The sequence below is a fragment of the Microbacterium sp. NPDC019599 genome (assembly GCF_040632175.1).
Classification (GTDB): Bacteria; Actinomycetota; Actinomycetes; order Actinomycetales; family Microbacteriaceae; genus Microbacterium.
This window is the reverse complement of the sequence record NZ_JBEYBL010000002.1, coordinates 241,266-261,720: the sequence shown is the minus strand read 5'-3', so window position 1 is coordinate 261,720 and position 20,455 is coordinate 241,266. Positions and strand designations below refer to the sequence as shown.

The following is a 20,455-nucleotide window of genomic DNA, read 5'->3' as shown; positions in this document are numbered from 1 at the left end:
ATCCGATCCGAGCGCATGCTCCGAATCGAGCGCGGGATTCAGGCCTCCGGGAGCAGAGTGATGAGGGATGCCTCGGGTCGGCATGCGAATCGCACGGGTGCGTAGATGGAGTGGCCGAGTCCTGCGCTGACATTGAGGGGGATCGTCCGCCCGCCCCGCGACCACTCGCTGAGCCCCCGCGCCTGCCGGAGGGGGATGTCGCAGTTCGCGACGAGCGCGCCGAAGCCGGGGACGCGGACCTGGCCGCCGTGCGTGTGGCCGCCGAAGATCATGTCGGAGCCCATCCTGGTGAACGCGTCGAGCACGCGTCGATACGGGGCGTGCGTGACGCCGATCGTGAGGTCGGCCTCGCCTCCTCCGCGGAGCTCCTCGAGAGGATCGGGAAGGGCGTCGAGGCGATCCCACCGGCGATGCGCGTCGCTGACGCCCATCGCGTCGATGCGCAGACCCGCGACATCGAGCGACGTGACGGCGTTGTTCAGCGAGGTCCAGCCCAGATCCTCGGTGAGGTACGCGTCGAGCGCCTGCGTGTCGAGCGGTTCGACCGTCACGTGCGTCTTGGAGGGCCCCGTGAAGTACTTGAACGGATTGCGCGGGGACGGCGCCGCGTGGTCGTTGGAGCCGTGCACGAAGACACCCGGGATGCCGCGCAGCGGGTCGAAGGCGCGTCTGAGGCCCCGGAGTCCCTGCTCGTGACCCATGTTGTCGCCCGTGTTGACGACGAGGTCGGGCTGGAGGGAGGCCAGCGCCGCGATCCACTCCTGCTTGCGCGTCTGCCACGGCGCCATGTGCGCGTCGGACAGATGCAGGACCTTCACCGGTGTCGAGCCCTCGGGGAGGATCCGCAGCTCGTGCCGGCGCAGCGTGAAGAGGTAGCGCTCGATCCCGACGCCCCACACGACCGAGCCGAGAGCGACCGCCCCCACCGCGCCGAGCGCGGTGAGGGCGGTACGAGTCGATGCGGAGGTCACTGGTTGCAGTGCTCGCTCTTGTAGTCGACCTGGATCGTGGAGTTCCGGTTCACGACGGTGCCGCCCGGCGGGTTGGTGCCGGTCGCCTCGCCGTTGCCCTTCACCTTCTTCTCCTCGGTGCAGACCCCGGGTTGGACGTTGCCGAAGCCCGCCGCGCGGAGATAGCTGATCGCCTCGCTCACGGAGCGGCCCGCGACATCCGACGGAACCATGATGCCGTTGCCGTTGCTCGGGTTGATCGTGACGGTCGTGCCGCCCGCGACCCTGCCGGCACCCGGGTTCTGCGCGGCGATGATGCCCTGCGCTTCCCCGGAGTCGATCGGGTCGCCCACGATGACGGTGAATCCGGCATTCTGCAGCGTCCGCGTGGCGTCGTCGACGCTCATGCCGATGACGCTGGGCAGATCGGTCAGGACCTGACGCGTGAGCTCGCGGTCGGGCTGCGGGAACTCGTTGCCGCCGTAGAAGGTGTCCGCCGCACGCTGGATCGCGGGTGCGATCCGGTGACGCATCTGGTTGAGCTGCACGCCGTTGGCCCACTGCTTGAGCGAGCCGAAGCCGTCGGCGTTTCCGACCCACACGGCGGTCGTGACGTTCGTCGAGGACTCCACCATCCAGGTCTGCAGGTCCTCGTGCGTACCCGTCTTGCCGATGAGGGGAGTGCCGTCCCACGGGTTGGACTGCGCACCCGTGCCGCCCGAGCGCATGACGCCCTGCAGCGCGTACGCGGCGGTCGCGGCGATCTTCGGGTCGAGGACCTGCGTGCACGTGGTCTTCGGCACGGGCAGATCGTTGCCCTCGGCGTCGGTGACCTTGTCGATCGCCTTCGGCTGGCAGTAGATGCCGTTGTTCGCGACGGTGGCGTACGCCCCGGCCATGGCGATGGGAGCGACGGGCTCCGTTCCGATGATGGAGTTGAGCACCTTCATCTGGATCGGCGAGTCATCGCCGCGCGTCACGCCCATCTTGGTCGCGACCTTCTGGATGTCGCACAGGTCGAGCTTCTCGGCCATGGAGAAGTAGCCCGTGTTGAGCGACTGCGCCGTGAACGACATCGGGGTCCCGACCCAGCCGCGGCCGCCGCCGAAGTTGTTGACCTCGGTGTTCTCGAAGTTCACCCAGTCGCCGTCGCAGGAGTTCGTGACCCGCTTGATGATGCGGGTCGTGCCGTTGAGGACCTCGTTGAGCGAGTGCCCCTTCTCGAGCCAGTCGATGAGCGTGAAGAGCTTGAACGTCGAGCCCGCGTTGAAGCCGCTCGACTTGCCGTACTTCGCCGATCCTGCGTAAACGAGCGAGGTGTACGCGGGATCGGCGTCGGTGACCGCGCGGTCCTCGCTGAACTGCGTGTTCTGCACGATCGACAGGATGCGGCCCGTCGTCGCCTCGATGCTGACCGTGGACGCGCCGAAGTCCATTCCGTCGATCTTCGCGGGAGCGGTGTTGTGCACCGCTTCCTCGGCGGGGATCTGCACGCGCAGGTCGAGCGTCGTGTAGACGTTCAGGCCGCCGCGCCGCAGCGCCTTGTCGCGCTCGTCCTGCGTCGCGCCGAACGCCGTGTCGGTGCGGATGATGTTCTTGACGTACTGGCAGAAGTAGGCCGAGCCGCCGGCCGCGGCACAGCCGGTCTTGGGCTTGACGATGTTGGGCGTGATCGGCTCTTCGATCGCCTTGGCGTGCTGCTCCTGCGTGATCTTGCCGTCGGCCAGGAGCCGGTCCAGGACATAGACCTGGCGGGCCTTGGTGAGCTTGTAGCCGTCTTCCTCGCTGTTGACGGGGTTGCCGTCGCTGTCGGTCGTCGACCCGCCCTTCATGTCGATGCGGTAGCTGTTGGGGTTCTGCACCATGCCGGCGAGGGCCGCGGCCTGGCCGATGCTCAGGTCCTTCGCGGCCACGCCGAAGTAGTACCTCGCAGCGGCGTCGACGCCGTAGGTCTGTCCGCCGAAGCCGGCGATGTTGAGGTAGCCGAGCAGGATCTCGTTCTTCGAGTACTTCTGCTCGAGCGCGATGGCGTAGCGCATCTCCTGCAGCTTGCGCTGGATGCCCTCTGTGCCCGCCGCGGTCGTCGCCTCGGTGTAGCAGTTGGCGAGGGCTTCCTCGAGGGTCGTGACGACGACCGTCTCGCCGTCCTTCTCCTCCGTAACCTCTTCGGCATTGGACTCGCACCGCTGGACGAGGATGTTCTTGACGTACTGCTGGCTGATCGACGATCCACCGCGAGTGTCGCGGCCCCGGATGTTGTCGTAGACGGCGCTCGCCGTGCCGACGAGGTCGATGCCGCCGTGCTGGTAGAAGTTCTTGTCCTCGCTGGAGAGGATCGCGTCGTACATGACGGGCGCGATTTCGTCGAACTCGACCGGCGACCGGTTCTGGTCGTAGAACTTCGTAAGCTCGACCGGCTGCCCCTGGTCGTTCGTGTAGTAGATCGTCGTCGGAAGCATGAGCTTCTCGATCTCGAGCACGCTGGGCAGGTTGTCGAACATCGTGATGGCGCTGGATGCCGCAGCCCCGGACAGGGCGATGGCGGGAGTGACTGTCGCGGTCACGAGGATGCCGGCGACAGCGCTCAGGCCGACGAGGCCGGCGAGGCCGCCGAGCACACCGCTAGCCGTCCGTTTGGTATCAGGCATAGGGTTGATCGTAGGGGAGATACCTGGCAGATCCCTTTACGGCATGCCGAAGCCGGATGCTTGTTCTGCCCATGATCAGGGATTTCCTTCTCCGCCCACCTCGACCCCGCCAGGAGCCGCAGATGACCACGTGGGAATATCTCACGACGCCCCTACTCATCCACAACACCGCCGCGATCCTCAACAACTGGGGCAAGCAGGGCTGGGAGCTCGTGCAGGTCGTCCAGGGCCCCGAGGGCGGCCTCGTCGCCTACTTCAAGCGCCCCGTGGGCGACGGAGCCCAGAACGCGGGACTGGATGCCGCGGCAACTGCCGCCAAGCAGTTCGAGGAGGCCTGAGGCATGACCGTCTCCCAGCGTCTCGCCGAGCTCGGCATCCAGCTGCCAGAAGTCGTCCCGCCGGTCGCCGCCTACGTGCCCGCGAAGGCGCACGGCGACCTCGTCTACACGGCAGGCCAGCTGCCGATGATCTCGGGCGCGCTGCCCGAGGCGGGCAAGGTCGGCGATGGGCACGGGCTCGTCCCGGCATCCGACGCCAAGGCGTATGCGCGCCAGTCCGCGCTCAACGCCGTCGCCGCCGCGGCCTCTGCCGTCGGGGGAGTGGATCGCCTCACGGGTGTCCTGAAGGTGACCGGCTTCGTCGCCTCGGTGCCCGAGTTCACCGGTCAGCCCGGCGTCATCAACGGCGCGAGCGAACTGCTCGGCGAGATCTTCGGTGACGCCGGTCGCCACGCGCGCTCGGCCGTCGGCGTCCCGGTCCTGCCGCTGGACAGCCCCGTCGAGGTCGAGGTCGTCTTCACCTTCGAGTGACGGCTTCGCCTACTGACGAACGGAGCGGATGCTGCGACCCCGGGTCGCAGCATCCGCTCCGTCGTCCTACTTGACCTGGGCCGAGATGACGCTCATGACGGCCGTGTCGGCGAGGGTCGTCGTGTCGCCGACCTCGCGGCCCTCGGCGACGTCGCGCAGGAGCCGGCGCATGATCTTGCCCGAGCGGGTCTTGGGAAGCTCGCCCACGATGTAGACGTCGCGTGGGCGGGCGATCGGGCCGATCTGCTCGCCGACCCACAGGCGCAGGCTGTTCGCGAGGCCCTCCGCGGAGTGCTCCGCGAGGTACGACTGCTTGATGATGACGAAGGCCACCACGGCCTGCCCCGTCGTCTCGTCGGAAGCTCCGACGACGGCGGCCTCGGCGACGGCCTCGTTGCCCACGAGCGCCGACTCGATCTCGGTCGTCGACAGGCGGTGACCGGATACGTTCATGACGTCGTCGACGCGGCCGAGGAGCCACACGTCGCCGTCCTCGTCGAGACGGGCGCCGTCGCCGGCGAAGTAGAAGCCCTGCTTCTCGAACTTCTCCCAGTACGTCTCCTTGAAGCGCTCCGGGTCGCCCCAGATGCCGCGGAGCATGCTCGGCCACGGCTCCGTCACGACGAGCAGGCCGCCGTTGCCGTTGCCGACGTGCTGGCCGTCCTCATCGACGACGTCGATCGAGACGCCCGGCAGCGGCACCTGCGCCGAGCCCGGCTTCGTCTCGGTGACGCCCGGAAGGGCCGAGATCATGATCGCGCCGGTCTCGGTCTGCCACCACGTGTCGACGATGGGCGCCGTCTTGCCGCCGATGATCTTGCGGTACCACATCCACGCCTCGGGGTTGATGGGCTCGCCCACCGATCCGAGGAGGCGCAGCGACGACAGGTCGAACTGCTTGGGCACGGCCCGGCCGATCTTCATGAACGAGCGGATCGCGGTGGGCGCCGTATAAAGGATCGTGACGCCGTACTTCTGCACGATCTCCCACCAGCGGCCCGGGTGCGGCGTGTCGGGGGTCCCTTCGTAGAGCACCTGGGTCGCACCGTTGGCGAGGGGGCCGTACGTGACGTACGAGTGGCCCGTGATCCAGCCGATGTCGGCCGTGCACCAGTAGACGTCCGACTCGGGGTGGATGTCGTGCACGACCTTGTTCGTGAACGTCGCCTGGGCGAGGTAGCCGCCCGACGTGTGCAGGATGCCCTTCGGCTTCCCGGTCGTCCCCGACGTGTAGAGGATGAAGAGCGGGTTCTCGGCGGGGAAGGCCGTCGCCTCGTGCTCACCCGAGGCCTGGGGGACGACGTCGTGCCACCAGATGTCGCGACCGTCGGTCCACTCGACGTCGTTGCCTCCGCGCTTGACGACGAGCACGTTCTCGACGGTCTCCTGCACCCCCGAGCCGTTGCGGTCGGCGAGCGCCAGGTCCACGGCGGGCTTGAGCGGCGAGACCTTGCCCTTGCGGTAGCCGCCGTCGGCCGTGATGACGAGCTTCGCGCCGGCGTCGTCGATGCGGGAGCGCAGGCTGTCGGCCGAGAAGCCGCCGAAGACGACGGAGTGGATCGCGCCGATCCGCACCACCGCGAGCATCGCCGCGACCGCCTCGGGGATCATCGGCATGTAGATCGCGACGCGGTCGCCCTCGCCGATGCCGAGGCCCTCGAGGACGTTCGCGAGCCGCTTGACCTCGTCCGTCAGTTCGGCGTACGTCACGCGGCGGTCGTCGCCGGGCTCGCCCTCCCACAGGAGCGCGACGCGGTCCCCGTTGCCGGCTTCGACGTGGCGGTCGAGGCAGTTGTAGGCGACGTTGAGGCGCCCGTCGGCGAACCACTTGGCGAACGGCGGGTGCGACCAGTCGAGCACCTCGGTGAAGGGCGTGTCCCAGTGCAGCAGCTCGCGCGCCTGGTCCGCCCAGAAGCCCTCGCGGTCCGCCGACGCGCGCTCGTACAGCTCCGCCGTCGCGACGGCGCCGGCGGCGAAGTCCTCCGCCGGGGCGAACCGGCGCGTCTCATTCAGGAGGTGGTCGATCTGGCTGCTCATTGCGGCGCGCTCCTTTGCGGCTGGAGAGGTGTCGCGGGGCGACGGATGGGGGTCTCGTCATGGTGACGGATGCCGTGAGCAATCTACCCACGGCGCCCGACGCCCACTACCTCCGATAGTGGGTGGCGGCCACTTCGAGGGGTCCCACCGATATATCACTTCGACCTTGCTCCAGTTTGTTTGGAAGGTTGCGTGCAGTTGCGTATGCTCTTCCACGGCCGAACTTCGATTCTGGCATTGCGGCACCTGAAGCACCCCCCGAAATGCGGTGTCGCGCGCGGCGGCATCCCATACCCCCCATGGGATGCCGCCCCTGACCTCCGGCGCGGAGCGCTCGCATGGGAGCGCTTCCGCGACGGCCCCTCCTCCCCAGGTCCTGCGCTTGCGGGCCTGTCCACCAGGTGCGTGGATGCCGCTGGCCGCATGCCCCGCGGAATCTACCGTCGAGGCATGCCTCAGCCGTTCGTCGTCGAGCCGCGCACTGCGCCGCCGGTGACGGCGCGCGACTCCGATCGTTCCGTGCGCACTGGACCGACTCTCGGCGTCCTCGGCTTCGTGCCGACAACGGTGGAGCGGGATGCTGTCACCCCGGCGTCGACTCTTGTGTCGAAGGCGCCTGCACCGGACGTCAGCCCTCCGGCGCGGACTCTGCGCGATCATCCCGCACTCGCGCCGCTCGTCCCGTTCCTCGCGGACCCGGCCGTGACCGACCTCTTCATCAACGGGTCGGACGGTCTGTTCGTCGACCGGGGGAGCGGCGCCGAGCGCGCGCAGGGCTGGCGGGCCGCAGAAGAGGATGTGCGCGAGCTCGCGGTCGTCCTCATCTCGCTCGGCGGGCGGCACCTCGACGACTCGACGGCCTGCGTCGACGTCCGACTCGAGGGCGGCATCCGCGTGCACGCCGTCCTGCCGCCTGTCGCGCCGGCGGGCACGGCGATCTCGATCAGGATCCCGCGGCTCGGCATCGCGACCCTGGACGGGCTCGGCACCGCCGGCATGTTCGACCCCGCGATGCGGGACCGGCTCGAAGAGATCGTCGATCAGCGCGTCAATCTGCTCGTGACCGGAGCCGCCGGCGCCGGCAAGACGACCCTGCTCGCCGCGCTCCTCGGCCGCGCCGCGCGGAGCGACCGGATCGTCACGATCGAGGACGTCGCGGAGCTGCGCATCGACCATCCGCACCACGTGCAGCTCGAGGCGCGTCAGCCGAACCTCGAGGGTGCGGGCGGCATCGGCCTTGCGCGACTCGTCCGCGAGGCGCTGCGGATGCGTCCCGATCGCCTCGTCGTCGGCGAGTGCCGTGGAGAGGAGGTGCGCGAACTGCTCGCCGCCCTCAACACGGGGCACGACGGCGGCGCAGGCACGCTCCATGCGAACGGCATCCACGAGGTCGCGGCCCGCCTCGAGTCGCTCGGCGCGATGGCGTCGCTCGACGACCGGTCCCTCGCGCGTCAGGTGGTCAGCGCCATCGGCGTCGTCCTTCACGTCGCCCGTGACGGCGACGGCGCACGGCGCCTCGCGGCGATCGGGCGCCCGTCGCTCGACGCCGCGGGGCGCCTCGTGATCGAGGCGGTGGCGTGACGTGCGGCTGAAGCGTCGCGCGCCCGAGCCCTCGGCCGATGTCGCCGCCGATACCGTGCTGCGCCTGGCCGTGCTCCTTCAATCGGGTCTCGCCCCCGTCCGCGCATGGGAGCTCGCTGCCGAGTCCGGCGATCCCGTGGCCGTGCGCATCCACGGTGCCCTCGCGGACGGGACCGCGCTCGCGGAGGCGATCGGCGTTGAAGGCGGTGCGTGGCGCGATGTCGCCTCGGCCTGGGCGATCGCGACCACGGTGGGCGCTCCGCTCGCCGATGCGCTTCGGGCAATCGCACGGGCGGTCCGAGACGCGGGGGAGGCCTCCGACGACGTCCGGGTCGCCCTCGCCGAGCCCGCCGGCACGGCGCGGCTCATGGCATGGCTTCCGCTCGTGGCGGTCGCGCTGGGTGCCGCGTTCGGGTTCGACACGCTGACCACGCTCGCCACGAACCCTCTCGGCATCGTGTGCCTCGTCCTCGGTGCTGTGCTCATCGTCGCCGCCCACCGCTGGACGTCGGCGCTCGTAAAGCGCGCGGCGCCGGATGACAGCATCCCCGGTCTGTCGGCCGAGCTCCTCGCGATCGCGATGGCGGGCGGCGTGTCGATCGAGCGCGCCCGCGCGGTCGTCGCGCGCTTCTCGCGTGTGCCGCCCGAGGCCGCGGTCGAGGACGTGCTGCGACTGTCCCAGCGCGCCGGCGTTCCCGCCGTCGAGCTCCTCCGGGCCGCCGCAGGCCTCGCGCGGCACCACGCCCGCATCGACGCGCGGCTGCGGGCCGCGAAGCTCTCGTCGCGCCTGCTGCTCCCGCTCGGCGTGTGCACGCTGCCGGCGTTCCTGCTGCTCGGGGTCGCGCCGCTGCTCCTGAGCGTCATGTCGACGATGTCGCTGTCGCTCTGACGTCCTGTGCCCACCCATCCAGAGAAGAAGGAGTATCCGAATGACTGTTCCCCGACTCACGCGCCGCCGTGCCGCCCACCTGTTCGGCGACGACACGGGAGCCGCGACCGCCGAATACGCGATCGCGACGATGGCCGCCGTCGCCTTCGCCGGGCTGTTGGTCGTCATCATGCGCTCGGATGAGGTGCGCGGCATCCTGACCGACCTCGTCCGCCGGGCGCTCACGGTTTCGTGAGCGCCGGACGGCTCGGCGGCGATCGCGGATCGGTCGTCGCCGAGTTCGCCGTCGCTCTGCCCGCGGTCCTGCTCGTCCTGCTGCTCGGCATGGGCGCGCTGGCCGCCGGAGCGACCCACGTCCGGCTGCAGGATGCCGCAGCCGATGCCGCGCGAGTCGTGGGGCGCGGCGAGCCGGCCGAGGCGGCGAGCCGCGTCGTCTCCGCAGCCGTGTCCGGCGCCGCCGCGGTGGTCGACCGGCCCGGCGACCTCGTGTGCGTGACGGCGACGGCCCCGGCGGGCATCGCATCGCTGACGCTGTCGGCGCGGTCGTGCGCGCTCGCGGGCGGGCTGTGATGGCGGGAGTGGGACTCGCGGTCGGCGTCCTCGGGGTGTGCGCGGTCCTCACGGTCGGGCTCGGCGCCGTCTCCGCCGCGGCGACGACGGGGCAGCGACTGTCCGGGGCTGCCGACGCCGCAGCGCTCGCGGCTGCCGACGCCGCCTCGGGAGCCGTCCGTGGGGTGCCGTGCGAGCGCGCCGCCGAGATCGCCGCGTCGTCGGGCGCGATTCTCGAGTCGTGCGACCTGGCAGGCCTGGTCGCGACCGTGACCGTCTCCACGGGCTTCGCGGGCCTCGTCGCGAGGGCCTCCGCACGCGCCGGACCGCCGCCGTGAGTGCGATTCCCCGGGCTCCGCCGGGCACCTTGCCTGGGAGTCCTCACAGCGCCGACCCCTGTGAGCGGTGTGTATGGTGTGCTTCGAAGAAAGGACGACCCACGTTGGCACAAGGCAAGAAGCTCGTGATCGTCGAGTCCCCCACGAAGATGAAGTCGATCCAGGGGTACCTCGGCGATGGCTACGAGGTGCTGAGCTCGGTCGGGCACATCCGTGATCTCGCGAGCAAGAAGGAGATCCCGGACGACAAGAAGGTCGCGTACGGCAAGTACTCGATCGACATCGACAACGGGTTCGACCCCTATTACGTCGTCAACGACCGCAAGTCGAAGACCGTCGCCGAGCTCAAGCGCGCGCTCAAGGGCGCCGACGAAGTCCTGCTCGCCACCGATGAAGACCGCGAGGGCGAGGCGATCGCGTGGCATCTGCTCGAGGTGCTCAAGCCCAAGGTCCCCGTCAAGCGCATGGTGTTCCACGAGATCACGAAGGATGCGATCCAGGCCGCCGCCGAGAACACGCGCGAGCTGGATCTCGCCCTCGTCGATGCGCAGGAGACGCGACGCGTCCTCGACCGTCTCTACGGGTGGGACGTCTCGCCCGTGCTGTGGCGCAAGGTCGGCAGCGGCCGTGAGGGAGCGGCGCTGAGCGCGGGCCGCGTGCAGTCGGCCGCGACCCGCATGGTCGTCGATCGCGAGCGCGAGCGCATGGCGTTCGTGTCAGCCTCCTACTGGGATGTCGAGGCGCTCGCCGCCCTTCGACAGGCTCAGGGATCGGATTCAGCGGCGTTCACGACGCGCCTCGCGCGCCTCGACGGCGCGCCGCTGGCCCGGGGCACGGACTTCGACGACAACGGCCGGCTGAAGAAGGCCGTCGTCGTGCTCGACGAGGCCGGGGCGCGCGCCCTCGCGGACGCCATCGCGGCGGTGGGCGAGGCATCCGTCGTCAACCTCGAGGCGAAGCCCGGCACGCGCAGCCCGCGGGCGCCCTTCACGACCTCGACCCTCCAGCAGGAAGCCGGTCGCAAGCTCTCGATGAGCGCCAAGCACGCCATGAGCGTCGCGCAGCGTCTCTACGAGAAGGGGTACATCACCTACATGCGCACCGACTCGACCGCCCTGTCGAAGCAGGCGGTCGAAGCGGCGCGCACGCAGGCCGTCGCGCTGTACGGCGAGAAGGCCGTGCCGCTCAACCCGCGCGTCTACCGCAGCAACAGCAAGAACGCGCAGGAGGCGCACGAGGCGATCCGCCCGTCGGGCGACGTCTTCCGCACGCCCGCCTCGATCTCGTCCGAGCTCGACCGCGACGAGCTGCGCATGTACGACCTCATCTGGAAGCGCACCGTCGCGAGCCAGATGTCCGACGCGAAGTACGAGACGACGACCGTGACCCTCGCCGTCCAGGCCGGTGGCCGGAGCGCGGAGTTCACAGCATCCGGAACCGTCTACACGTTCAAGGGCTTCCTCGAGGCCTATGAAGAAGGACACGACGAGAAGCGCAGCGACGCCGACAAGGCCGACGACCAGTCGCTGCCCGCCATGGCGGTCGGCGATGTCCTGCGGATGAAGGATGTCGAGCCGAAGGGCCACTCGACGAGCCCGAAGCCGCGGTACACCGAGGCGAGCCTCGTGAAGGCGCTCGAGGAGAAGGGCATCGGCCGTCCGTCGACGTTCGCCAGCATCATCGACGTCATCCTCGACCGCGGGTACGTCACCAAGCGCGGGCAGGCGCTCGTGCCGAGCTGGCTCGCCTTCAGTGTCGTGCGCCTGCTCGAGCAGCACTTCGCCGACCTCGTGGACTACGACTTCACCGCGGCGCTCGAGGACGACCTCGACGCGATCGCCCGCGGCGAGCAGCAGCGCGTCGCGTGGCTCAACGGGTTCTACTTCGGCTCCGAGGGGCAGGTGGGCCTGCGCAACATCGTCGAGAACCTCGGAGAGATCGACGCGCGCGAGCTCAATGCGACGAGGATCTCGGATGCCGCGACCCTCCGCTTCGGCAAGTACGGCCCGTACCTCGAAGTCGTCGACGCCGCGAACGCCGAGGCCGAGCCTCGACGCGTCAACATCCCGGAGGAGCTGGCGCCCGACGAGCTGACGGCCGCGAAGGCGCAGGAGCTCATCGACGCGCCCGTCGCCGGCGACCGCGTGCTCGGCGAGAACCCCGAGAACGGCAAGCTCGTCGTCGTCAAGGACGGCCGGTTCGGTCCGTACGTCCAGGAGACGGATCCGGTCGACCCGGATGCTGTCGACGAGGCGACCGGCGAGGTCGAGGTCGCGGCCGCGCCCAAGAAGCGGGGTGCGGCGAAGAAGGAGCCGGCGCCGAAGCCGCGGACCGCGTCGCTGTTCAAGTCGATGTCGGTCGACGCGATCGACCTGGACACGGCGCTGAAGCTCCTGTCGCTGCCGCGCACCGTCGGGGTCGACCCGGAGTCTGGCAACGAGATCACGGCGCAGAACGGCCGCTACGGTCCGTACCTCAAGAAGGGCACGGACTCGCGGACGCTGCAGAGCGAGCAGCAGATCTTCGACATCACGCTCGAGGAGGCGCTCGCCGTCTATGCGCAGCCCAAGTACGGCGCGCGCGGCGCATCGAGCGCCCTGAAGGAGTTCGAGGCCGACCCCGTGAGCGGCAAGCCGATCAAGGTCAAGGACGGCCGCTTCGGGCCGTACGTGACCGACGGCGTGACGAACGTCACGATCCCGCGCGGACAGACGCCCGACGACATCACCTTCGAGATCGCCGTGCAGATGCTTGCCGACAAGCGGGCGAAGGGTCCGGCGCCCAAGCGCGCGGCCCGCACGACGACGCGCAAGACGCCGGCGAAGAAGTGACGGCGGCCGGAGAAGGACGCAGACAGGGACTGTTCGTCACCTTCGAGGGCGGCGACGGCGTCGGCAAGACGACGCAGGCGGCGCTCCTCGACGAGTGGCTGACGGGCCTCGGGCGCACCGTCGTCCGCACCCGCGAGCCCGGCGGCACGGAAGTGGGCCTTCTGGTGCGCGACATCGTCCTGCACCACCGGGGCGACGTCGCGCCGCGGGCCGAGGCCCTCCTCTATGCAGCCGACCGGGCGCACCACGTCGCGACGGTCGTCCGGCCGGCGCTGGCGCGCGGCGACGTCGTGATCCAGGACCGCTACGTCGACTCGTCGGTCGCGTATCAAGGCGACGGGCGCCAGCTCGAGCCGAGCGAGATCCGCGACCTTTCGATGTGGGCGACGGGAGGTCTCCTCCCGGACCTCACGGTGCTGCTCGACCTCGACCCCGCCGCCGCCCGCCTCCGGCTCGACGCCGACGACAAGCCGTTCGACCGGCTCGAGGCCGAGCAGGAGGACTTCCACGCGCGCGTCCGTGATCGCTTCCTCGCGATCGCGACCGCCGAGCCCGATCGGTTCCTCGTCCTGGACGCCTCGCGTCCGGCGGAAGAGCTTGCCGCAACAGTGCGCGAGCGGATCCGAGCGCGACTCGGCCGATAACGGGATATTCCCGGCCCGGCGATTCAACGAGTGTCGTCGCCTCGACGTATAGTCGGTTCGGCCCGCGCGCGATGACGTGCGCGGCTTTGTCGCGTCACCCGATCGCGCCGTCCCCTCGCCGATGCATGTCTTGGAGAGACACCCGAATGAATGCTGTCCTCAGCGCGCCCGGAAACAGGCGCGCCTCACGGGCTCGAGCCCTTCTCACCACGACCGCGAGCACCGCTGCCGTGGTCCTCGTCACTTCACTCATCGGAGCGGCGCCCGCCCAGGCGGCCGATGCGATCGCCGCACCGGAAGGTCTCGCGATAACCGGTGACCTGCGCGTCGGCGAGACAGTGGAGGTCTCAGGCGAGGGCTGGACGCCGGCGGATGTCATCCTCGACGTCACGTGGCTCGTCGACGACGTCGCGGTAGAAGACGAGCTGGAATCGGCCATGCCGCTGGATCTGACGATTCGTCCCGAGTGGGTCGGAAAGCTCGTCGAGGCGGAGGTCGTGGCGGAAGCCCCCGGATACGAGCCTGCGACATTCGAGCTGACGGCGCCGGAGATCGTGGCGGAGGGAACCTGGTCCTTGGCGACCCCGACGATCGTCGGGGCCGTGGTGAACGACCGCCCCGTGACCGTCGCCATCCCCGGCGACGTTCCGCATGACGTCCAGCTCAGCTACCGGTGGCTCCTCGACGGCGTCGTGCTGAAGAATGCCACCGACGCGACCTACACGCCGTCGCAGGCTCAGCAGGGTCATGAACTGTCCGTCACGGTATCGGCGACCCGGCCGGGATACGCAGGGGCGTCCGCGACCAGCGCGCGCAGCGTCGTCGGCGTCCTCGGCACGTTCCCATCCGTCCAGCAGCCGGTACTGCCGGAGTCGGTGTACGCGGGTCAGCCGGTGGCACCCACCCTCGGTGAGTGGCCGGAGGGCACGACGTTCGAGTTCACGTATCTCGTGGACGGCGCGCCCACGGCGGGCGGCGACTCGGACGGCTCCCACGTGTTCGAACCCGACCAGGTCGGCCACGCCGTCAGCGTGACGGTGCGTGCATCGCATTCCGACTACGAGACGGTCGAGCTCACGAGCGAGTCTCGCGTCCTGCGCGGCACGTTCCAGGCGTCCCCCATCCCCGTCATCGACGGCATCGTGCGCGTGGATCAGCCGCTCACCGCAGCAACGGAGCTCTGGAGCCCCGAAGCCCAGCTGGCATTCGAGTGGCGCGTCGACGGGATTGTGCGCTCCACTTCGGAGTCGTTCACCCCGATCGCCTCAGATGCCGGGAAGCCGCTGATCCTCGCCGTGACGGGAACCCGTGACCACTACGACACCGTCACGCGAATGACGGCCCCCGTGACTGTGGCGCTCGGAGCCTTCGACGCTGCGCTCGCGCCGACCATCAGCGGCGCTGTGCGCGTCGGATCCGCACTGACCGCCGTCACCGGTGCGTGGCCGGCCTCGACGACCGTCGCCTATGCCTGGAAGGTGTCGGGCACGACCGTCTCCACCGCCTCCAAGTTCACGCCGACCGCCGATCAGCGTGGCAAATCGCTCGTGCTCACCGTGAAAGCATCCCGAACGGGCTACGCGACCGTGACGCGGTCGACCTCGGCCGTCACTATCGGCTACGGGATCTTCTCGAGCGCGCCCACTCCGACGATCACTGGGAAGAGAATCCTCGGCCAGACCCTCACCGTCGTCCCCGGCACCTGGTCACCCAGCGCGACCCGCTCGTACCAGTGGATGCGCAACGGGGTCGCCATCCCGAGCGCCACGGGGTCCAGCTACACGCTGACGAGCTCGGATTGGAACAGGAAGATCACCGTCAAGGTGACGGCGAAGAAGACCGGCTACACGACGACGACCCGGACGAGTGCCGCGACGGCCACCATCACGAAGTACTTCGCCGTCGCCGCAGCGCCGAAGATCTCCGGAACCACGCGTGTGTATTCGTGGCTGAAAGCCTCCGTCTCGACCTGGTCGCCTACGGCATCGCTGAGCTATCAGTGGAAGCGCAACGGCACCGCGATCTCCGGTGCGACCGGTATGTCGTACAAGCTCACGGGCGCGGATTACGGCAAGACGATCACGGTCACGGTCACCGGTAAGGCGACGAACGTCGTGACGAAGTCGATGACGAGCGCCGCCACCGCAACGGTGGCGGGTCCTGCTCCGGTGATCAGTGCAGCGGGCACCTACCAGGTGGGGACGCAGATCAAGCCGGGGACGTACGTCGCGAACGCGCGTTACGGCTGCTACTGGGAGCGCCGATCAACGGCCGGGACGTCTTTCGACGGCATCATCGCGAACGACTTCGTCCCGTTCGACGGACGCGTCATCGTGACGATCTCGTCGACGGACAAGTACTTCGTCACTGACGCCGACTGCGGTTCGTGGGCGCCGTACGCCCCGCTGGGCAGCGCCAAGTCGAGCTTCGGGAACGGAGTCCACGTAGTGGGCGTCCACATCAAGCCCGGTCTCTACATGAGCACGACCGCGTCGAACGGGTGCTACTGGGAGGCAGTATCCGGCTTCGGCGGAACGTTCGGCGAGATCCTCGAGAACGACTTCACCTACGACGCGCCGAACTACGTGCGGATCTATCCCGACGACGCCGGCTTCAGGTCCGAGGACTGCGGAACGTGGACGAGGATCGGAGACTGACGTGATCGCCGCCCGGCAGAGAAGCAGCTGGATGCCGGGCGGCGGCGTCGGCGCCCGCGGTTAGGCTGGACGGATGGATGCCCCGGCCGCCGTCGCCGCCCCGCCGTGGGGCGACGTGTGGGCGCAGGACGAGGCGGTCGCGACGCTGCAGGCGGCAGCATCCGACCCCGTTGCGCTGACGCACGCGTGGCTCATCACGGGGCCGCCGGGCTCGGGTCGGTCGACTCTCGCGTACGCGTTCGCGGCGGCTCTCATCGCCGAGCCGGGCGATGAGCAGGCCATGCGGCAGGTGCTCGCGGGGACCCATCCGGATCTCACGGCGCTGCGCACCGAGGGCGTCATCATCTCCATCAAGGACGCGCGGTCGCTCGTCGAGCGGTCGTACTTCGCGCCGTCGCTCGGCCGGTACCGCGTCATCGTCATGGAGGACGCCGATCGCATGGCGGAGCGGACGTCGAACGTCCTCCTGAAGGCCCTCGAAGAGCCCCCCGAGCGCACCGTGTGGGTGCTGTGCGCGCCGAGCGAGGCCGACCTCCTGCCGACGATCCGGTCGCGGGTGCGCACGCTGCGCCTGCGCGATCCCGAAGTCGCCGACGTCGCGCGGCTCATCGTCCAGCGCACGGGCGTCGACCTCGCGATCGCCGAGCAGTCCGCCCGGCACGCGCAGCGTCACATCGGGATGGCGCAGCGACTCGCGACGGATGCCGCCACCAGGGTGCGTCGCGACGAGACGCTCCGCGCCGTCCTGCGCGTGCGCGGCGTGAACGACGCGGTCGAAGTCGCCGGCGCCATCGTGCAGGCGGCGACCGACGACGCGAAGGCGCTCACGGCGGAACGCGACGAAGCCGAGCGGACGGGACTCCTGCGGACGCTCGGCGTGGCGGAGGGCTCGCCCGTTCCGCCGGCTGTCCGGGCACAGCTCTCGGCACTCGAGGACGACCAGAAGCGGCGCGCGACGCGGAGCCTCCGCGACGGGATCGATCGTGTCCTGACGGACCTCCAGTCGATGTTCCGCGACGTGGTCGTGCTGCAGTTCGGGCGCGACGACGACCTCATCAACCTCGAGCTCGAGCCGGAGCTGCGCGCAGTCGCGGCCGCGTGGACACCCGACCGCACGCTCACCGTGCTCGACCGGATCACCGAGACCCGCCGCAACCTCGAGCTGAACGCCGCGCCGGCGCTCGCGCTCGAGAGCATGCTCGTGACCGTCGCGAGCGGAAGGACCCCGTGAACCCGAATCTCACGCGGGGCAGGCGCCGCATGGCCGCGCTCGTCGCAGGCCTTGTCGCGGCATCCCTCGCCCTCTCTGGATGCCTCTACTCGGTCATTCCGGCACCTGCTCCCGTCTCGACCGCGAGTCTCGCGCCGGATACCTCCGGGGTGTCGGCCGACCTGCTGCCGTTCTACAGCCAGGAGCTCGCGTGGGAGGGCTGCGGTGAAGGCTTCGACTGCACGACCGTGGACGCGCCGCTGGACTGGGCCGACCCTGGCGCGGGCGACATCGAGCTGGCGCTCATCCGGCACCGGCCGAGCAACGGGGCCGAGCCCATCGGCTCGCTCCTGGTCAACCCCGGCGGCCCCGGATCGAGCGGCGTCGCCCTCGTCCGCGACTCCGTGACGTTCGCGGTGGGCGAGGACCTCGAGGCTGCGTACGACGTCATCGGATTCGACCCACGCGGAGTCGGCGCCTCGACGAAGGTGCGCTGCTACGACGCCGCCGACATGGACCACTACCTGTACGACATCCCCCGCAACGAGCGCGGAACAGACGCCTGGGAGCAGGAGATGCTCGACCGGCACGCCGGGTTCGCCGAGGCCTGCGACGCCAACAGCGACGGCATCCTGCCGTTCATCACCACGCCGAACGCCGCGCGCGACATGGACCTTCTGCGCGCTGTGCTGGGCGACGAGAAGCTCAACTATCTCGGCTACTCGTATGGCAGTCTCCTCGGCGCGACCTACGCGGGGCTGTATCCGGAGCGCGTCGGGCGACTGGTCCTGGACGGCGCGATCGATCCGCAGGTTTCGATGCTCGAGCTGGACCTCACACAAGGCCTCGGCTTCGAGAGCGCACTCCGCGCGTACATGGCGGACTGCCTCGAGGGCAGCGACTGCCCGTTCCGCGGCACCGTCGATGACGCGATGGCGGACCTCGGCACACTGCTGGCGAGCGTCGATCGATCGCCGCTGCCCGCCTCGGACGGACGCCTGATGGGCGCCGACTCGCTCCAGACCGCGATCGTGGCGCCGCTGTACTCCGAGGGGAGCTGGCCGTACCTCACGGTCGCGCTCACCGATGCACTGCAGGGCAACCCCGACGTCGCGTTCCAGCTCGCCGACTTCTACTACGACCGGAACGAGGACGGCGAGTACGTCGACAGCTTCTTCGAGGCGTTCCGCGCGTACAACTGCATGGACTATCCCATCGACTGGACCGCCGACGACGTGGCGGCCGCACAGGCCGAGCTCGACGAGAAGGCGCCGACGATCGCGCCGTACTGGCTCACTCCGGCGCCGTGCAGCGTCTGGCATCACCCGGCGTCCGGCACGCGCGAGCCGATCACGGCGGAAGGCGCCGCGCCGATCGTCGTGCTGGGCACGACGAACGACCCCGCCACGCCGTACGAGTGGGCGGTCTCGCTCGCGGACCAGCTCTCCTCGGGAGTCCTCGTGACGCGTGTCGGTGAGGGGCACACGGGCTTCAACAAGGGCAACCAGTGCGTCGACGACGCCATCGAGGCGTACCTGCTCGAGGGCACCGTTCCGGAGGACGGGCTGCGCTGCGAATAGCGGATGCCCGGGTTCCAGCATCCGCTCTTCGTCCGGGCGTCAGCGGCGGAGGATGCGGCGCGCGAGCGCGTTGCCGATGAACTGCACGGCCTGGACGATCACGATGATGACGAGCACCGCCGCCCACGTGACGACGGGGTTGAACTGCTTGAAGCCGTAGACGATCGCGAACTCGCCGAGCCCGCCCGCGGCGACGGCGCCGGCGATCGCCGTCATGTCGACGAGGGCGACGACGATGAAGGTGTAGCCGAGCACGAGCGGCCCGAGCGACTCGCGCGGGATCAGGCGGAAGAGGATGCGCGAGCGGCTCGCGCCCGCCGCGCGCGCCGCCTCGATGACACCCGGCCGGACGGTGAGCAGGTTCTGCTCGACGATGCGGCTGATCGCGAACATCGAGGCGATCGAGATCGCGAAGACCGCGAACTCCGGCCCGATTCCCGGGATGCCGAGGCTGCGCGCGATCGGCTGCACCGCCGCCAGGAGGATCACGAACGGGATCGGCCGGAAGAAGTTGACGACGACGTTGAGCGCGCCGTACACGGGCCGGTTGGGGAAGAGGCTCCCCGGCCGCGACGCGTAGAGCCCGAGGCCGAGCAGGAGCCCTGCGAACCCGCCGAGCAGGAGCGAGAGCGTGACGATGTAGAGCGTCTCGGCCGTGGCGGCCCAGAGCTCGGGCAGCAGGTCGACGAGCCTATCCACGGGCGTCCTCCTCGATGAGCGGCGCGAACGCGGATGCCGCGTCGATCGCCTCCTGAACGGCTCGGGCGTCGCCCGTCAGCGCGAGGGTCAAGTGCCCGAAGACGCGGCCGCGGATGTCGTTGATGCCGCCGTGGATGAGCTCGAAGCGCACACCCCGCGCGGAGAGCGCCGTGAACACGTCGGCCTGCGTCACGTCGCCGTCCCGGATCGTGAATGTCACGATGCGGCCGGGATGGCGCCGACGGAGGGTCTCGAGCTGGTCACCCGCCGGGACGTCCTCGATGATGCTCGCGACGAACCGTTTCGTCGCGGGATGCCGCGGCGCCGAGAGAACGTCGAAGACCTCACCCGACTCGATGATCCGGCCCTGCTCCATGACGATGACGCGGTCGGCGAGCGTGCGGATGACGTCCATCTCGTGCGTGATGACGAGGATCGTGATGCCGAGCTCGGCGTTGACGCGCTTCAGGAGCGCCAGCACCTCCTGCGTCGTGTCGGGATCGAGCGCGCTCGTCGCCTCGTCCGCGAGCAGGATGCGGGGGCTGGTCGCGAGGGCGCGGGCGATGCCGACGCGCTGCTTCTGTCCGCCCGAGAGCTGCTCGGGGTAGCTGCGGGCCTTGTCGGCGAGGCCCACGAACCGGAGGAGCTCGTCGACGCGCGCCGCGATCTCGCCGCGCGGGCGACCGGCCACCTCGAGGGGATAGGCCACGTTGCCGGCGACGGTGCGGGAGTCGAAGAGGTTGAACTGCTGGAAGATCATGCCGATGTCGCCGCGGAGCGCGCGCAGGTCGCGTTCGGCGAGCCGGGTGATCTCGCGGCCGTCGATCTCGATCGACCCGGACGTGGGGGTCTCGAGGGCGTTCACGAGCCGCAGCACGGTGCTCTTGCCGGCGCCGGAGTATCCGACGATGCCGCAGATCTCGCCCGCGGCGATGTCGAGCGACACGTCGTCGACGGCGAGGGTCGGCCGGGCATCCTTCGATGCGGCCGGGAACTCCTTGGTGACGCCGCTGAGGCGGATGATCGTCATGGG

The 20,455-nt window shown here is 69.7% G+C and carries 17 protein-coding genes; 12 read left to right on the top strand and 5 right to left on the bottom strand.

Annotated elements, in window-relative coordinates:
- Positions 1-38 precede the first annotated feature (38 nt).
- Positions 39-971 (bottom strand): metallophosphoesterase, encoded by a 933-nt coding sequence (locus tag ABZ477_RS04580; RefSeq protein WP_360128558.1) that lies wholly within the window; start codon positions 969-971, stop codon positions 39-41.
- Positions 968-3,598 (bottom strand): transglycosylase domain-containing protein, encoded by a 2,631-nt coding sequence (locus ABZ477_RS04575; protein ID WP_360128555.1) that lies wholly within the window; start codon positions 3,596-3,598, stop codon positions 968-970. The genes ABZ477_RS04580 and ABZ477_RS04575 overlap by 4 nt, the downstream gene beginning before the upstream one ends.
- 122 nt (positions 3,599-3,720) lie before the next feature.
- Here ABZ477_RS04575 and ABZ477_RS04570 point away from each other — a divergent pair, with 122 nt between their 5' ends.
- Entirely contained in the window at positions 3,721-3,936 is a 216-nt protein-coding gene (locus tag ABZ477_RS04570) for a hypothetical protein (RefSeq protein WP_360128552.1), read from the top strand.
- A 3-nt stretch (positions 3,937-3,939) separates the two neighbouring features.
- The gene (locus ABZ477_RS04565) at positions 3,940-4,407 is read left to right on the top strand and encodes a RidA family protein (RefSeq protein ID WP_360128549.1); all 468 of its coding nucleotides are present in this window, start codon (positions 3,940-3,942) and stop codon (positions 4,405-4,407) included.
- Positions 4,408-4,473: 66 nt separating this feature from the next.
- On the opposite strand, the gene acs is transcribed toward ABZ477_RS04565, so the two are convergent.
- Complete coding sequence (gene acs, locus ABZ477_RS04560; RefSeq protein ID WP_360128546.1) at positions 4,474-6,444, bottom strand: acetate--CoA ligase; 1,971 nt, start codon at positions 6,442-6,444, stop codon at positions 4,474-4,476.
- A 450-nt stretch (positions 6,445-6,894) separates the two neighbouring features.
- Here acs and ABZ477_RS04555 point away from each other — a divergent pair, with 450 nt between their 5' ends.
- The 10 genes from ABZ477_RS04555 (at position 6,895) to ABZ477_RS04510 (ending at position 18,723) form a co-directional block, all read left to right on the top strand.
- On the top strand, positions 6,895-8,025 hold the full coding sequence (locus tag ABZ477_RS04555; RefSeq protein ID WP_360128543.1) for a TadA family conjugal transfer-associated ATPase: 1,131 nt from the start codon (positions 6,895-6,897) through the stop codon (positions 8,023-8,025).
- Position 8,026: 1 nt separating this feature from the next.
- On the top strand, positions 8,027-8,914 hold the full coding sequence (locus tag ABZ477_RS04550; protein ID WP_360128540.1) for a type II secretion system F family protein: 888 nt from the start codon (positions 8,027-8,029) through the stop codon (positions 8,912-8,914).
- A 40-nt stretch (positions 8,915-8,954) separates the two neighbouring features.
- On the top strand, positions 8,955-9,149 hold the full coding sequence (locus ABZ477_RS04545; RefSeq protein ID WP_360128537.1) for a DUF4244 domain-containing protein: 195 nt from the start codon (positions 8,955-8,957) through the stop codon (positions 9,147-9,149).
- Positions 9,146-9,484 carry a TadE family type IV pilus minor pilin gene (locus tag ABZ477_RS04540; protein WP_360128534.1) on the top strand — a complete coding sequence of 113 codons (339 nt, stop codon included), beginning with the start codon at positions 9,146-9,148 and terminating at the stop codon, positions 9,482-9,484. Before ABZ477_RS04545 ends, ABZ477_RS04540 begins: the two co-directional genes overlap by 4 nt.
- Entirely contained in the window at positions 9,484-9,801 is a 318-nt protein-coding gene (locus ABZ477_RS04535; protein ID WP_360128531.1) for an Rv3654c family TadE-like protein, read from the top strand. The genes ABZ477_RS04540 and ABZ477_RS04535 overlap by 1 nt, the downstream gene beginning before the upstream one ends.
- Positions 9,802-9,905: 104 nt before the next feature.
- A complete protein-coding gene (topA, locus tag ABZ477_RS04530) occupies positions 9,906-12,632 on the top strand; it encodes a type I DNA topoisomerase (RefSeq protein ID WP_360128528.1) in 2,727 nt (908 codons plus the stop codon).
- Positions 12,629-13,276 (top strand): dTMP kinase, encoded by a 648-nt coding sequence (gene tmk / locus ABZ477_RS04525; protein ID WP_360128525.1) that lies wholly within the window; start codon positions 12,629-12,631, stop codon positions 13,274-13,276. Before topA ends, tmk begins: the two co-directional genes overlap by 4 nt.
- Positions 13,277-13,506: 230 nt before the next feature.
- On the top strand, positions 13,507-15,933 hold the full coding sequence (locus tag ABZ477_RS04520) for a hypothetical protein (protein WP_360128522.1): 2,427 nt from the start codon (positions 13,507-13,509) through the stop codon (positions 15,931-15,933).
- 73 nt (positions 15,934-16,006) lie between these two features.
- A complete protein-coding gene (locus ABZ477_RS04515; RefSeq protein ID WP_360128519.1) occupies positions 16,007-17,164 on the top strand; it encodes a DNA polymerase III subunit delta' in 1,158 nt (385 codons plus the stop codon).
- A gap of 29 nt (positions 17,165-17,193) precedes the next feature.
- Positions 17,194-18,723, top strand: coding sequence for an alpha/beta hydrolase (locus ABZ477_RS04510; protein ID WP_360129808.1), 1,530 nt, complete (start codon positions 17,194-17,196; stop codon positions 18,721-18,723).
- Between the two features lie 39 nt (positions 18,724-18,762).
- On the opposite strand, the gene ABZ477_RS04505 is transcribed toward ABZ477_RS04510, so the two are convergent.
- Together ABZ477_RS04505 and ABZ477_RS04500 are read right to left on the bottom strand one after the other, a co-directional pair.
- Positions 18,763-19,422, bottom strand: a complete 660-nt coding sequence (locus tag ABZ477_RS04505; RefSeq protein WP_360128516.1) for an ABC transporter permease subunit — start codon at positions 19,420-19,422, stop codon at positions 18,763-18,765.
- Positions 19,415-20,452, bottom strand: coding sequence for a methionine ABC transporter ATP-binding protein (locus ABZ477_RS04500; protein ID WP_360128513.1), 1,038 nt, complete (start codon positions 20,450-20,452; stop codon positions 19,415-19,417). Before ABZ477_RS04500 ends, ABZ477_RS04505 begins: the two co-directional genes overlap by 8 nt.
- Positions 20,453-20,455 lie beyond the last annotated feature (3 nt).

Coding starts and splice junctions, on each gene's coding strand:
- ABZ477_RS04545 (WP_360128537.1), top strand. CDS start 8,955: ATGACTGTTCCCCGACTCACGCGCCGCCGTGCCGCCCACCTGTTCGGC.
- ABZ477_RS04510 (WP_360129808.1), top strand. CDS start 17,194: ATGGCCGCGCTCGTCGCAGGCCTTGTCGCGGCATCCCTCGCCCTCTCT.
- ABZ477_RS04565 (WP_360128549.1), top strand. CDS start 3,940: ATGACCGTCTCCCAGCGTCTCGCCGAGCTCGGCATCCAGCTGCCAGAA.
- acs (WP_360128546.1), bottom strand. CDS start 6,444: ATGAGCAGCCAGATCGACCACCTCCTGAATGAGACGCGCCGGTTCGCC.
- ABZ477_RS04575 (WP_360128555.1), bottom strand. CDS start 3,598: ATGCCTGATACCAAACGGACGGCTAGCGGTGTGCTCGGCGGCCTCGCC.
- ABZ477_RS04535 (WP_360128531.1), top strand. CDS start 9,484: ATGGCGGGAGTGGGACTCGCGGTCGGCGTCCTCGGGGTGTGCGCGGTC.
- ABZ477_RS04570 (WP_360128552.1), top strand. CDS start 3,721: ATGACCACGTGGGAATATCTCACGACGCCCCTACTCATCCACAACACC.
- ABZ477_RS04555 (WP_360128543.1), top strand. CDS start 6,895: ATGCCTCAGCCGTTCGTCGTCGAGCCGCGCACTGCGCCGCCGGTGACG.
- ABZ477_RS04515 (WP_360128519.1), top strand. CDS start 16,007: ATGGATGCCCCGGCCGCCGTCGCCGCCCCGCCGTGGGGCGACGTGTGG.
- ABZ477_RS04500 (WP_360128513.1), bottom strand. CDS start 20,452: ATGACGATCATCCGCCTCAGCGGCGTCACCAAGGAGTTCCCGGCCGCA.